Source organism: Actinotalea caeni (assembly GCF_009733795.1).
Lineage (GTDB): Bacteria > Actinomycetota > Actinomycetes > Actinomycetales > Beutenbergiaceae > Pseudactinotalea > Pseudactinotalea caeni.
On sequence record NZ_WNXX01000021.1, the window covers coordinates 45,785 to 57,867 of the forward strand.

Consider the following 12,083-nt stretch of genomic DNA (forward strand, 5'->3'; position numbering starts at 1 on the left):
GGGCCGGAGCACACAATCGGCACCCGTCGGTCCGTGGGCCGGCCACGGCACCCTCGGCCGCGTGTCCGTCGCCCCCGCGGGGGTCGCGGTCTGCGACCGTGGGAGGCGATGACGAGCACCCGGGTCGCGCAGCGCCCTCGTCCCGGTGACGAGGAGCTCCTGCACGCCTACGCGGGCTACCTCGAGGCGCAGCGGGGCATGTCGGCCCACACCGTGCGCGCCTACCTCGGCGACGCCACCCAGCTGCTGCGGTCGCTACCCGTGCGTGCGGGGGCGGCCGTCGAGACCAGCGACCTCGACCGGCTCGACCTCACGACGCTGCGCGCGTGGCTCGCCGACCAGGCCCGCCGGGGGCTCTCGCGCTCGACGCTCGCGCGCCGCTCGGCCTCGGCGCGCACGTTCACCGCGTGGGCGCACCGCACCGGCAGGCTGCCGACCGACCCCGGGCTGCGCCTGCTCGCTCCTCGGCCCGACACGGTCGTGCCCGCGACGCTCGCGGTCGACGAGGCCGCCGCGGTCCTCGACGTCGCCCGCACGCGCGCCGACGACGGCGACCCCGCCCATCTGCGCGACTGGGCCGCGCTCGAGCTGCTCTACGCCAGCGGCGTGCGCGTCTCCGAGCTGGTCGGCGTCGACGTCGACGACCTCGATCTCGACCAGCGGCTCGTGCGGGTCCTCGGCAAGGGTGGCAAGGAGCGCATGGTCCCGTTCGGGGTCCCCGCGGCCCGCGCCCTGCGCGAGTGGCTGACCGCGCGCCCGCGGCTCGTCGTGCCCACCAGCCCGCACGCGCTGTTCCTCGGCGCGCGCGGCGGCCGCTGGGACGTGCGCCAGGTCCGCGCCGTCGTGCACGAGCTGACCGCGCTCGCGGGCGTGCGCGACCTCGCCCCGCACGGCCTGCGGCACACGGCCGCCACCCACCTGCTCGACGGCGGCTCCGACCTGCGGTCGGTGCAGGAGGTGCTCGGGCACGCCTCGCTCGCCACCACCCAGCGGTACACGCACATCAGCTCCGAGCGGCTGCGGGCCGCGTTCCGGCAGGCGCACCCGCGCGCCTGACCCCGGCCCGCCTGCCGCCGGTGCGCTCGCTCCCGCGCTCTGGCCGCTCGGGTACAGCCGGACGACGACGTCGCGCAGCAGCGACAGCGGGTCGAGGTAGTCGCCGCCGACCTTGGCGCCCCAGTGCAGGCACGCCCCGGGCGCGCAGTGCGAGGCCTGGGCCAGCAGCGTGCCGATCACCTGGCCGGCGACGACCGCCTCGCCGACCGTCACCGACGCAGCGACCGGCTCGTAGGTGGTGCGGACGCCGTCCGGGTGGTCGATCGAGAGCACCGGGCGGTCGACGACGACGCCCACGAAGGCGACCACGCCGTCGCCCGCCGCGTGCACCTCCGCACCCACGGCACCGGCGACGTCGACGCCGCGGTGCCCCGCCGACCAGGGCAGCGGGGGGTCGTCGAACGTCGCCACCACCTCGCCCGCCAGCGGCATCACGTAGCCGCTGCCGCGCGGCTCCGCGCCCGAGCCCACGTCCGTGGGCGCGTCCGTGCCGGCCGCACCGGCTCCAGGCCCCGGCCCCGGGCCGACGGCCGTGACCACGAGCGCGCCCGCCAGCACCGCGGCGGCGACCGCCGTCGACACCCTGCTCACGTGCCCGACCTCATCGCCCCACCCCAGCCGACCGGGTGGTCCCGGCGCACCGGGGGAGCGGGGGTGCTGTGGACGGCGGTGCATCGGCGCGGCCCTGTGGACACCGCGGTCGGTAGGGTCGCAGCGTGGCCGACCTGCCGATCCCCGTGCCGGACGACGACGCCCAGGTCGCAGGTCTGGGTGCCGCCGTCAAGGCCGCGCGCAAGCGCCTCGACCTCTCGATCGCCGAGCTCGCCCAGACCGCGGGCGTCAGCCTCGGGTTCGTCAGCCAGCTGGAGCGCGGCATCGGCAACCCCTCGCTCGCGACGATCTCCAAGCTCGCCGCGGCCCTCGGTCTCACCGTCTCCCAGCTGCTGGAGGAGCCGGCGTCCGACTTCGCGGTCGTGCGGGCCGGTGCGCGCTACTCGATCCCCACCGACCCGCGGCTGCCCGCCGCGGAGCAGGTGGTGCGCGAGCTGCTCACGCCGCGCGGGGAGTCGATGCTGCAGGTGATCCGCTCGACGCTGCCCGTGGGGTTCAGCAACGAGGGCCGGCCGTTCCGCCACATCGGCACCGAGGCGGTGACCGTGCTGCAGGGCACGCTCGTCGTCGTGCACGGCGAGCGCCGCACCGAGCTCGGGCCCGGCGACACCGCCACCTACGGCTGCTCGGCCCCGCACTGGTGGGCCAACGGCGCCGACGAGCCCACGGTGGTGCTCGGCGCGGTCAGCCCGTTCGAGCGCTGACCGACCGGCTGCTGCGGCGCGGGCGCGCTAGCCCGCCAGCTGCGTCTCCAGCAGCCGGGCCAGCTCGCGCAGCGGCTCGGCCGCGTCGTCGACCCGCAGGTCGATCTCGAGCTCTGGGGGGTGGGCGCGCTCCGGCCGTCTCCGGCTGACCACGACCGCGGCGCTCTGCCGGCCGCGCCGGTCGCCACCGGCGTCCTCGCCCGCCTGCATCGCCGCCACGACGCGGCGCGCGAAGGCCCCCAGCACGTCGTCGGCGGTCGTGGCTGTCCGAGGGTCGCCGTCGGCGCCCTCGACGGTCGCCGAGGAGAGCGCGCCGAACCGGGCGACGACGGCGTCGAGCACCTCGGGCCCGGTCAGCAGGTTGCCGACGGCGACCACGCCCGGGCGGACGACGGCACCCGCCCACGGGGTGGTGCCCTCGCCGGTGCGTGCCTCGCCGCGACCGTCCGGGAGCAGGGCCGCGACCTGGCGCAGCGCGGCGCCCTCGTCCCAGCGCGGGACCTCGGCCATCACCTCGGCGGGCACGCGACCGGCGGCGAGCGCGTCGAGCATCCGGGCCCGCAGCGCGCGGTTGGTCCACGCCTGGCTCGCGACCGCGCCGACCGCGGGGTCCACCGCGATGACCGCGTTGCCGACCGCGAGCGATCGGCTCGCGGTCGCCGCGGCCAGCAGCCCGTGCCCGGGGTCGGCGGCCAGCAGCGTGAAGGTCATTCGGGCTCCCCCTGGACGTGCGGGCCGTCCGGCCCGGTGCGGTCGGTGACGTTTCGGTCACGACGTGGTCGACCTGTTGTGGTCGCACCAGTCTGCTCCCATAATGATCGGAACATCATCAGAATGAAAGCACGGGAGCGCACGATGAAGCGACGCACATTCGTCAGCGGGATCCTGCTGGCGGCGACCGGGGCGGTGGCGGCCGGGTGCTCGACCGGCGAGGGCGTGGACCTCGACGGCGACGGCGACACCGGCACGACCGGCGGCACCGAGGGCGCGACCCTGCGTGTCGCGATCGGCGGCGAGCCCGACCAGCTCGACCCGAACAAGACCTCGGCCTACTTCGCGTTCCAGGTGCTCGAGAACGTCTTCGACACGCTCGTGCAGCCCGACGAGAACCTCGAGATGCAGCCCGCGCTCGCCGAGTCGTGGGAGGTCAGCGAGGACCAGCTGACCTGGACCTTCACGCTGCGCGACGGCGTCACCTGGCACGACGGCAGCCCGTTCACCTCGGCCGACGTCGTCTACACCTACCGCCGGATCATCGACGAGGAGCTGGCGAACGCGTGGCGCTTCAGCGCCGTCACCGACATCGAGGCGCCCGACGAGCGCACGGTCGTCATCACGGTCTCCGCGCCGAGCCCGAACCTGCTGTCGAACCTCGGCGGGTTCAAGGGCCTCGCGATCGTCCAGGAGGCCAACGTCACCTCGGGCGACATCGCCACCAAGCCGATCGGCACCGGGCCGTTCTCCGTCAGCGAGTACCGCAGCGGCGAGGTCATCGCGCTCACCGCCAACCCGGACTACTGGGGTGGCGCGCCCGAGATCGGCGGCGTCGAGTTCTCCTTCATCTCCGAGGCCTCGACGGCGCTCGCAGCGCTGCGCTCCGGCGAGATCGACTGGACCGACGTCGTGCCGCCCCAGCAGGTCGCCGAGCTCGAGGGTGACGGCGAGCTGGAGCTGGGCGTGACGCCGTCGAGCGACTACTGGTACCTCGCGCTCAACCAGGCCCGCGAGCCGTGGAGCGACGTGCGGGTGCGACAGGCGATCGCCTACGCGATCGACCGCGACGCCATCCTGCAGGCGGTCTCCTACGGCACCGCCGAGGCCAACCAGCTCGCGATCCCGAAGGACAGCGTCTGGTTCACCGAGTACAGCCGCTACTCGCTCGACCTCGACACCGCGCAGAGCCTGCTGTCGGAGGCCGGCTTCACGGGCGGCACGCTCGACATGCTCGCCACCTCCGACTACCCGGAGACGGTGACGGCGGCGCAGATCATCGCCTCCAACCTCGAGCCGCTCGGGATCACGGTCGAGATCCGCCAGCCGGACTTCTCGACGTGGCTCGACGAGCAGAACTCCGGCAACTTCGACATGCTCATGATGGGTTGGCTGGGCAACATCGACCCGGACGACTTCTACTACTCCCAGCACCACTCCAGCGGTGGCAGCAACGCGCAGGGCTACGCCAACGCCGAGGTCGACGAGCTCCTCGACGCCGGTCGCGTCGAGACCGACAAGGACGTGCGCAAGCAGACCTACGCCGACGCCGCGACGATCATCGCCGACGAGTGCAGCTACATCTACCTGTACAACCCCTCGGTGATCCAGGTGTGGAGCCCCTCGCTCACCGGATACACGGCGCGGGCGGACCGGGCGATCCGGCTGGCCCAGGTCGGGCTCGCCGACTGAGAGCATCGACCCGTGCGCCTGTCCCCGCGACAGGTCGCGGCCTTCCTGGGCCGCCGCCTGCTCTTCTCCGCCGTCGTGCTGCTCGGCGTGCTCGTGCTGGTGTTCCTGCTCGTCCAGCTCGTGCCCGGCGACCCCATCCGGCTGGCGCTGGGCACGCGGTACACGCAGGAGGCCTACGACGCGCTGCGCGCGGCGTCGGGGCTCGACCGGCCGCTGGGGGAGCAGTTCCTCTCCTACGTCGGCAGCGCGCTCACCGGTGACCTCGGGGTGAGCTTCCGCAGCGGCGAGCCGGTGACCCAGCTGCTGCTGCAGCGGCTGCCCGCCACGGTGTCGCTGGCACTCGTCGGCATCGGGATCGCGCTGCTGATCGCGGTGCCGGCGGGCATCTGGTCGGCGCTGCACGAGGGCCGCGTGAGCGACGCCATCATCCGCGTCACCAGCCAGCTCGGCGTCTCGGTGCCGGACTTCTGGATGGGCATGCTGCTGATCCTGCTGTTCTCCACGACGCTCGGGCTGCTGCCCTCCAGCGGGTACGTCCCGATCACCGAGGACGTCGGGGGGTGGGCCCGCCGGGTGGCGCTGCCCGGGCTGACGGTCGGGCTGGTCGCGGCGGCGATCATGACCCGCTACATCCGCAGCGCCGTCCTCGAGGTCGCCTCGATGTCCTACGTCCGCACGGCGCGCTCGAAAGGGCTCCCGGCCGGCGTCGTCGTCGGTCGGCACGTGCTGCGCAACGCCCTGGTCCCCGTGCTCACGATCGCGGGCATCCAGCTCGCGACGATCCTCGGCGGCGTCATCGTCGTCGAGGTCGTGTTCGCGTGGCCCGGGCTGGGGCGGCTCGTCTACGACTCGGTGGCGGCCCGCGACTACTCGATGATCCAGGGGTCGGTGCTGCTGATCGCGGTCATGTTCCTGCTCATCAACCTGCTCGTGGACGTGCTCTACGCGCTGGTCGACCCGCGGATCCGGCTCGCATGAGCGCCACGACCGAGCAGACCGCCGAGCCGACCGGTCGGCTGAGCACGGTGCGCGTGCTCGCGACCAACCCGGTCACCGTCGTCAGCGCCGTCGTGCTCGCGGCCGTCGTCGTGGTCGCGCTGCTCGCGCCCTGGGTCGCGCCGTACGGCGTCAACGCCGTCGACGTCGCCAACGCGCTGCAGCCGCCGAGCGCGGCGCACTGGTTCGGCACCGACGACCTGGGGCGCGACCTGTTCTCGCGCGTGGTGGTCGCCGCGCGCGTGTCGCTGCAGGTCGCCGTGGTCTCGGTCGCCTTCGCGTTCGTCGTCGGCGTCGCGGTCGGTGTCGTGTCCGGCTACGTGGGCGGCGTCGTCGACACCGTGCTCATGCGGGTCGTCGACGTCATGTTCGCGTTCCCGGTGCTGCTGCTGGCGCTGGCGATCGTGGCGATCCTGCAGCCCGGGATGGCGACGACGATGCTCGCCATCGGCATCGTGTACACCCCGATCTTCGCCCGTGTCGCGCGGGCGAGCACGCTCTCGGTCCGCAACGAGCCCTACGTGCAGGTGGCGCGCACCATGGGTGTGAGCGGTCGTTCGATCCTGGGCCGGCACGTGCTGCCGAACATCACCGGGCCGTTGATCGTGCAGACGTCGCTCTCGTTGGCCTTCGCGATCCTGTCGGAGGCGGCGCTGTCGTTCCTCGGCCTCGGCATCCAGCCGCCGGCGCCGTCGTGGGGCGGCATGCTCTTCGCCGCGCAGGGGTTCCTGTCCCAGGCCTGGTGGATGAGCGTCTTCCCCGGCGCGGCCATCTTCGTCACCGTGCTCGCGTTCAACCTGCTGGGCGACGGGCTGCGCGACGTGCTCGACCCCAAGCAGCGCACCCTGATCGAGTCCCGGAGGCGGCGATGAGCGCACCCGTGCTGCAGGTCGAGGACCTGCGGGTGGCGATCGGCCGCCGCGAGATCGTCCACGGACTGACGTTCGCCGTCGAGCCAGAGGCGACGCTCGGCATCGTCGGGGAGTCGGGCTCGGGCAAGTCGCTCACCGTGCTCGCGGCGACCGGGCTGCTCGACGCGCCCGGTGCACGCGTGACCGGATCCAGCATCGTCACCGACGGCGAGCGCGGCGCCGTCGAGCTCGTCGGCGCGCGACCGCGCACGCTGCGCCGCGTGCACGGCGACCGCATCGGGTTCGTGTTCCAGGACCCGACGACCTCGCTCAACCCGCTGCTGACGCTCGAGCGGCAGATCACCGAGTCCCTCGAGGCGCACCGCAGCCTCACCCGCCGCGCGGCCGCCGGGCGCGCGCTGGAGCTGCTGGAGGCCGTCGGGCTGCCCGACCCCGAGCAGCGGCTGCGCGCCTACCCGCACCAGCTCTCCGGCGGGCAGCGGCAGCGCGTCATGATCGCGATCGCGCTCGCGTGCGACCCGGCGCTGCTGGTCGCCGACGAGCCGACCACCGCGCTCGACGTGACCACGCAGGCCCAGATCCTCGAGCTGGTGCGCGCGCTGCAGCGCGACCGCGGCACCGCGGTCGTCTGGATCAGCCACGACCTGGGCGTCATCGGGCAGGTCGCCGACGACGTGCTCGTGCTGCGCGACGGCGAGGCCGTCGAGCACCGCGACGTCGTCGAGCTGACCGACGACCCCCGGCACCCCTACACGCGCGAGCTCCTCGCGGCGCGGCCGCGGCTCGGCGTCCCCGGGCCGCCCGCGGTCGACGCCGACGGCGGGGTGCTGCTCGACGTCGTCGGTCTCGACGTCCGGTTCCCGGTGACGTCGGCGACGGGCCGCAGCTTCGTGCACGCCGTCGACGACGTCTCGTTCCAGGTCCGCCGCGGCAGCACCCTCGGCATCGTCGGGGAGTCGGGCTCCGGGAAGTCGACGATCGCCCACGTGCTCACCGGGCTCGCCCGGCCGACGGCCGGCACCGCCACGCTCGCCGGGCAGGACGTGCTCGGTCGCGTGCCGGCCGACCTGCGCCGTCGCATCGCGATGGTGATGCAGGACCCGTTCTCCTCCTTGGACCCCCGCATGCGGGCGGGGGAGAGCATCGCCGAGCCGCTGCGCGCGCACCGGTTGCCGCGCGACGGCCGCTCGCCGCGCGAGCGGGTCGCCGAGCTGCTGGAGCTGGTCGACCTGCCGGCCGACTTCGCCGGGCGGTACCCGCACGAGCTCTCCGGCGGGCAGCGCCAGCGGGTCTCGATCGCTCGCGCGCTCGCGCTCGAGCCCGACCTGCTCATCCTCGACGAGTCGACGGCGTCGCTCGACGTCTCGATCCAGGCGCGCGTCCTCGACCTGCTGCTCCGGCTGCAGGCCGAGCTGGGGCTGACGTTCCTCTTCATCGCCCACGACCTCGCGGTCGTGCAGCAGATGAGCCACGACGTGCTGGTCATGCAGCGCGGCCGGGTCGTCGAGCACGCGCCGGCCGCCGAGCTGTTCGCCGAGCCGCGCGACCCCTACACGCGGGCGCTGCTCGACGCGATCCCGCCCGAGCGGCCCCGGGCCGCGCTCGAACGGGCGGGCTGAGGCGAGCGCCGGCGTCCAGACCGCTCGGCCGGCATGCTGCTCGCCCGCGCGGCAGCGCGGGTGAGACCGGGCTCACGGTCGGGGCCCGCAGGGGCGTCCGGTAGTATGTGCACCGCAGGCGGTGAGTCCCCGGACGAACCGGCTGACATCGCGCGCTCACGTACCACCGGTTCCGGTGGGGCCGCGCGGCCTGGTCCGGGACCCGTGTCCCGGCGCCGAGCGGTCGTGAGCACCAGGCGGTCCGCCACCCGGTGGGCCGAGACAACCGAGTTCGTGCCCGCACGCCACGCGTCCGGGTACCAGATGAGCGTGCGGGCGGTCCGCCCCGCGCCGGAAGGACGAGCCATGGCCGTCGTCACCATGCGCCAGCTCCTCGAGAGCGGCGTCCACTTCGGGCACCAGACCCGTCGCTGGAACCCCAAGATGAAGCGCTTCATCTTCACGGAGCGCAACGGCATCTACATCATCGACCTGCAGAAGTCGCTCGCCGACATCGACCGCGCCTACTCCTTCGTCAAGGACACCGTGGCGCACGGCGGCACGATCCTGTTCGTCGGCACCAAGAAGCAGGCCCAGGAGGCCGTGGCCGAGCAGGCGACCCGCGTGGGCATGCCCTACGTGAACCAGCGCTGGCTGGGCGGCATGCTCACCAACTTCGGCACCGTGAACAAGCGCCTGCAGCGCCTCAAGGAGCTCGAGGAGGTCGACTTCGACGACGTCGCGTCGTCGGCCTACACCAAGAAGGAGCTGCTCATGCAGCGCCGCGAGCGCGACAAGCTCGCGCGCACGCTGGGCGGCGTCCGCGACATGACCAAGGTGCCCTCGGCCGTGTGGGTCGTCGACACGAAGAAGGAGCACCTCGCCGTCGCCGAGGCCCGCAAGCTCAACATCCCGGTCGTGGCGATCCTCGACACCAACTGCGACCCCGACGAGGTCGACTACCCGATCCCGGGCAACGACGACGCCATCCGCGCCGTCTCGCTGCTGACCCGCGTGATCGCCGACGCCGTCGCCGAGGGCCTCGTGGCCCGCGCCGGTGGCAGCACCGGTGACGCCGCGGCCGCCGAGCCGCTGGCCGAGTGGGAGCGCGAGCTGCTGCAGGCCCACGAGGCCGAGCAGGCCGCCGCCCAGGCCGAGGCGCCTGCCGCCGACGCCGCGGCCGCCGAGGCCCCGGCTGCCGAGGCGCCCGCCGCCGAGGCCGAGGCGACCGAGGCCACCGAGGAGGCCGCCCCCGAGGCTGCCGCCGAGGGCGAGGCCCCCGCGGCCGAGCAGGCCTGAGCACCGCGACCACGAACCACGAGAGAACAGGGAACCTGACCCCCATGGCGAACTACACCGCCGCTGACATCAAGGCGCTGCGCGAGAAGACCGGCGCGGGCATGCTCGACGTCAAGAAGGCTCTCGACGAGGCGAACGGCGACGCCGACAAGGCGCTCGAGATCATTCGCGTCAAGGGCCTCAAGGGCGTCGCGAAGCGCGAGGGCCGCTCGGCCTCCGACGGTCTCGTCGCCGTCCAGATCGACGCCGCCCCCACGGGTGGCGAGGTCGGCGTGCTCGTCGAGATCAACTCGGAGACCGACTTCGTCGCGAAGAACGAGACCTTCATCTCGCTCGCCGACCGCGTGCTCGCGGCGGCCGTCGCCTCGGGTGCCGAGTCGGCCGAGGCGCTGCTCGCCGTCGAGACCGACGGCGCCACCGTGCAGTCGCTCGTCGACGAGACCGCGGCCACGCTCGGCGAGAAGATCGTCGTCCGTCGCGTCGCCCGCGTCGCCGGCGAGAAGGTCACCTCCTACCTGCACCGCACCGCCAAGGACCTGCCCCCGCAGGTCGGTGTGCTGGTCGCCACCGACGCCGCGGGCGCCGAGGTCGCCAAGGACGTCGCGATGCACATCGCCGCGTACTCGCCGACCTTCCTCAGCCGCGACGACGTCCCGGCCGAGCAGGTCGCCGACGAGCGTCGCATCGCCGAGGAGACCGCGCGCAACGAGGGCAAGCCCGAGGGCGCGCTCCCGAAGATCATCGAGGGCCGTCTCAACGGCTTCTTCAAGGAGAACGTGCTGCTCGACCAGGCGTTCGCCAAGGACCCGAAGAAGACGGTCGGCCAGGTCGTCTCGGAGGCCGGCGGCACCGTGACCGGCTACGCCCGGTTCCGCGTGGGCGCCTGACCTGCACGACCACGCCCCGACGCCCCGTCCCAGATACTTGGGGCGGGGCGTCGGACCATCACCCGCCTTGCTCCCCGACGGAAAGGTTGACCCGTGACGCGTCGAGTCCTGCTGAAGCTCTCCGGCGAGGTGTTCGGAGGCGGCGCCGTCGGGCTCGACCCGGACGTGGTCGCCTCGGTCGCGAACGAGATCGCCGTCGCCGCCGCTGACGGCGTCCAGGTCGCGATCGTCGTCGGCGGTGGCAACTTCTTCCGCGGCGCCGAGCTGTCGCAGCGCGGCATGGACCGGGCGCGCGCCGACTACATGGGCATGCTCGGCACGGTGATGAACTGCCTCGCGCTGCAGGACTTCCTCGAGAAGGCCGGCGTGAGCACCCGCGTGCAGACGGCGATCGCGATGGGCCAGGTCGCCGAGCCCTACATCCCGCTGCGCGCGATCCGGCACCTCGAGAAGGGCCGCACGGTCGTCTTCGGCGCCGGTGCGGGCATGCCCTACTTCTCGACCGACACCGTCGCCGTCCAGCGTGCCCTGGAGACCGGCTGCGACGAGGTGCTGGTCGCCAAGAACGGCGTGGACGGCGTCTACACGGCCGATCCCCGCACCGATCCCACCGCCACCAAGATCGACGTCATCAGCTACGACGAGGCGCTGCGGCGCGACCTGCGGGTCGTCGACTCGACGGCGTTCGGGCTGGCGCGCGACAACGGGCTCCCGATGCGGGTGTTCGGGATGTCGCCGGCCGGCAACGTCACGCGAGCGCTCGAGGGTGACAAGATCGGAACACTGGTGGGACCCGAGGACGTCGTCGCGACGCACGGCGCCTGACGCACTCGAGCGCCGGTCCCCGGACCGCGCCCACCCCGAGCCACACCGACCTGAGCAAGCGAGCGAGCAAGGAGCTGTCGTGATCGACGAGACCCTCTTCGAGGCCGAGGAGAAGATGGACAAGGCGGTCGAGGTCGCCCGCGAGGACCTCGGCAACATCCGCAGCGGCCGCGCCAACGCCGGCATGTTCGCGAAGATCGCCGTCGACTACTACGGCGCCCCGACGCCGCTGCAGCAGCTCGCGTCCTTCCAGATCACCGACGCCCGCACGGTGCTCGTGAGCCCGTTCGACAAGAGCGCGATGGCCAACATCGAGAAGGCGCTGCGGGAGTCCGACCTGGGCGTCAACCCCTCCAACGACGGCAACGTCATCCGCCTGGTGCTGCCCGCGCTCACCGAGGAGCGCCGCAAGGAGTACGTCAAGCTCGCCAAGGCCAAGGGCGAGGAGGCGCGCGTGGCGGTCCGCAACATCCGCCGTCGCGCCAAGGAGGAGCTCGACCGCATCGTCAAGGACGGCGAGGCCGGCGAGGACGAGGTCAACCGCGCGCAGCACGAGCTCGACGCGCTGACCAAGAAGCACACCGACGCCATCGACGCCCTGCTCGCCGGCAAGGAGAAGGAGCTCCTCGAGGTCTGAGCATGGCCGACCACCGACCGGCCGACGCCTCCGGCCAGACCGCCGCGCCGATGACACGGCGCGAGCGACGCGAGGCCGAGCGACGCGCCGCGCGAGCGGCGGCCGGCGGTGCCGGGACCGGTCCGGCGACCTCGGCGACCGGCGGCACGCCTGCCGGCGCGGTGAGCCCCGCGGCGAGCCCAGCGGAGGCGCCA

At 73.4% G+C, this 12,083-nt stretch carries 11 protein-coding genes and 2 pseudogenes; 11 read left to right on the forward strand and 2 right to left on the reverse strand.

From position 1 onward, the window contains the following. Positions 1 to 108: 108 nt before the first annotated feature. The gene (locus tag GPA02_RS15485) at positions 109 to 1,056 is read left to right on the forward strand and encodes a tyrosine recombinase XerC (protein WP_156201291.1); all 948 of its coding nucleotides are present in this window, start codon (positions 109 to 111) and stop codon (positions 1,054 to 1,056) included. Positions 1,057 to 1,155: 99 nt separating this feature from the next. Here GPA02_RS15485 and GPA02_RS19555 read toward each other — a convergent pair. Then, positions 1,156 to 1,731, reverse strand: a pseudogene (locus tag GPA02_RS19555) (M23 family metallopeptidase); the annotation flags it as partial. Between the two features lie 41 nt (positions 1,732 to 1,772). Here GPA02_RS19555 and GPA02_RS15495 point away from each other — a divergent pair. Beyond that, the gene (locus tag GPA02_RS15495) at positions 1,773 to 2,372 is read left to right on the forward strand and encodes a helix-turn-helix domain-containing protein (protein WP_240134084.1); all 600 of its coding nucleotides are present in this window, start codon (positions 1,773 to 1,775) and stop codon (positions 2,370 to 2,372) included. Between the two features lie 27 nt (positions 2,373 to 2,399). Here GPA02_RS15495 and GPA02_RS15500 read toward each other — a convergent pair whose 3' ends face one another. Beyond that, a complete protein-coding gene (locus GPA02_RS15500) occupies positions 2,400 to 3,083 on the reverse strand; it encodes a DUF1028 domain-containing protein (protein ID WP_156201293.1) in 684 nt (227 codons plus the stop codon). 144 nt (positions 3,084 to 3,227) lie between these two features. On the opposite strand from GPA02_RS15500, the gene GPA02_RS15505 reads away from it, so the two are divergent. From GPA02_RS15505 to GPA02_RS19145, 9 genes and pseudogenes are all read left to right on the forward strand, one after another. Beyond that, positions 3,228 to 4,775, forward strand: coding sequence for an ABC transporter substrate-binding protein (locus GPA02_RS15505; RefSeq protein ID WP_156201295.1), 1,548 nt, complete (start codon positions 3,228 to 3,230; stop codon positions 4,773 to 4,775). Positions 4,776 to 4,787: 12 nt separating this feature from the next. Continuing rightward, entirely contained in the window at positions 4,788 to 5,753 is a 966-nt protein-coding gene (locus GPA02_RS15510) for an ABC transporter permease (protein ID WP_156201297.1), read from the forward strand. Then, positions 5,750 to 6,643, forward strand: coding sequence for an ABC transporter permease (locus GPA02_RS15515; RefSeq protein WP_156201299.1), 894 nt, complete (start codon positions 5,750 to 5,752; stop codon positions 6,641 to 6,643). The genes GPA02_RS15510 and GPA02_RS15515 overlap by 4 nt, the downstream gene beginning before the upstream one ends. Further along, the gene (locus GPA02_RS15520; protein WP_156201301.1) at positions 6,640 to 8,262 is read left to right on the forward strand and encodes a dipeptide ABC transporter ATP-binding protein; all 1,623 of its coding nucleotides are present in this window, start codon (positions 6,640 to 6,642) and stop codon (positions 8,260 to 8,262) included. Before GPA02_RS15515 ends, GPA02_RS15520 begins: the two co-directional genes overlap by 4 nt. A 345-nt stretch (positions 8,263 to 8,607) precedes the next feature. Further along, complete coding sequence (gene rpsB / locus GPA02_RS15525) at positions 8,608 to 9,540, forward strand: 30S ribosomal protein S2 (RefSeq protein ID WP_156201303.1); 933 nt, start codon at positions 8,608 to 8,610, stop codon at positions 9,538 to 9,540. A 44-nt stretch (positions 9,541 to 9,584) separates the two neighbouring features. Next, complete coding sequence (gene tsf, locus GPA02_RS15530) at positions 9,585 to 10,427, forward strand: translation elongation factor Ts (RefSeq protein WP_156201305.1); 843 nt, start codon at positions 9,585 to 9,587, stop codon at positions 10,425 to 10,427. A gap of 93 nt (positions 10,428 to 10,520) precedes the next feature. Further along, a complete protein-coding gene (gene pyrH / locus GPA02_RS15535; protein WP_156201307.1) occupies positions 10,521 to 11,252 on the forward strand; it encodes a UMP kinase in 732 nt (243 codons plus the stop codon). A 79-nt stretch (positions 11,253 to 11,331) separates the two neighbouring features. Beyond that, complete coding sequence (gene frr, locus GPA02_RS15540; protein ID WP_156201309.1) at positions 11,332 to 11,889, forward strand: ribosome recycling factor; 558 nt, start codon at positions 11,332 to 11,334, stop codon at positions 11,887 to 11,889. A 2-nt stretch (positions 11,890 to 11,891) separates the two neighbouring features. Further along, positions 11,892 to 12,083: pseudogene (locus GPA02_RS19145) on the forward strand (hypothetical protein); the annotation flags it as partial.

Bases quoted from the DNA above. Each gene is read 5' to 3' on its own strand.
- GPA02_RS15515 (WP_156201299.1), top strand. From the start codon at position 5,750: ATGAGCGCCACGACCGAGCAGACCGCCGAGCCGACCGGTCGGCTGAGC.
- GPA02_RS15520 (WP_156201301.1), top strand. From the start codon at position 6,640: ATGAGCGCACCCGTGCTGCAGGTCGAGGACCTGCGGGTGGCGATCGGC.
- GPA02_RS15505 (WP_156201295.1), top strand. From the start codon at position 3,228: ATGAAGCGACGCACATTCGTCAGCGGGATCCTGCTGGCGGCGACCGGG.
- tsf (WP_156201305.1), top strand. From the start codon at position 9,585: ATGGCGAACTACACCGCCGCTGACATCAAGGCGCTGCGCGAGAAGACC.
- GPA02_RS15500 (WP_156201293.1), bottom strand. From the start codon at position 3,083: ATGACCTTCACGCTGCTGGCCGCCGACCCCGGGCACGGGCTGCTGGCC.
- GPA02_RS15485 (WP_156201291.1), top strand. From the start codon at position 109: ATGACGAGCACCCGGGTCGCGCAGCGCCCTCGTCCCGGTGACGAGGAG.
- rpsB (WP_156201303.1), top strand. From the start codon at position 8,608: ATGGCCGTCGTCACCATGCGCCAGCTCCTCGAGAGCGGCGTCCACTTC.